Here is a 279-nt window from a genome sequence, read left to right on the forward strand (position 1 = left end):
GAGTGTGCGGGTCACTTCACGTCCCTTCTTTGTCCGGCGAACGGCAGTTCCTGCCACAACCCGCTGTGACCACCGAAAGCCGATCTCGTGGAAATAAAGACCCGCGTGTTTCTGACTGATGTGATGAAAGACACCAATGACGGTTCGCCGGTTCCGGGATCCAAAGCCCTCGGCCGAGTTCACATGGGTGCTTCCGCGAACATATTCACCTTGAGAGTGATTGACGCTTTCGTGGCTGGCGAACCCTTCGCCTATGGCCATGAACGTCTTGGATTCATC

1 protein-coding gene is annotated in these 279 nt (G+C 55.6%); it reads right to left on the minus strand.

What is annotated here, in order from left to right; genetic code table 11:
• Window positions 1-279, minus strand: a 279-nt coding sequence (locus E1297_RS00305; protein WP_196223069.1) for a transposase, incomplete at both ends; no start/stop codon positions are given.

The sequence above is a fragment of the Roseibium sp. RKSG952 genome, assembly GCF_009711355.1.